The 493-nt window shown below is 45.0% G+C and carries 1 protein-coding gene; it reads left to right on the top strand.

The annotated features are described in order from the left end of the window. Positions 1-493: IS110 family transposase (locus RH89_RS30170; protein ID WP_004404561.1), on the top strand; the 493-nt coding region annotated here is incomplete at both ends.

The raw sequence follows: 493 nt of genomic DNA, 5'->3' as shown, positions 1-493 counted from the left end.
AATCAAGCCCAACATCTCCATCATAAAAGCAGAAAACATACGATTGATGAGTGACTTAGTCATACGTCGCAATCAGCTACTCTCTATGCAAACAATGGAGAAGAACCGTATTCAGGTATTGCCCAAATCTCTCCATTCGACCATCAAGCCAATGCTGACTGCCATGAAAAAACAGATTTCAAACATCGAGGATAAGCTGGTTGAACTCATCGAATCATGTCCAGACTATCAGACCAAAAACGACATCCTGCAAAGTGTTCCTGGCATTGGAAACATCGCGGCTGCATCAATCATCAGCAACGTTCCCGAACTGGGTTGCATCATCAACAAACAAGCGGCCTCCCTCATTGGTGTTGCACCAATTACTCGAGAAAGTGGGCGTTACAAAGGCAAGCAGGTGATTCAAGGAGGAAGAGCGCAAGTTCGAACCGTTCTGTATATGGCGATGATGTCTGCTATGCAGTGTAACCCTGTTTTCAAAGCGACTTATACC

The organism is Vibrio nigripulchritudo ATCC 27043 (assembly GCF_000222685.1).
In the GTDB taxonomy this organism is placed as follows: Bacteria; Pseudomonadota; Gammaproteobacteria; order Enterobacterales; family Vibrionaceae; genus Vibrio; species Vibrio nigripulchritudo.
This window is presented reverse-complemented; position numbering and strand designations above follow the sequence as displayed.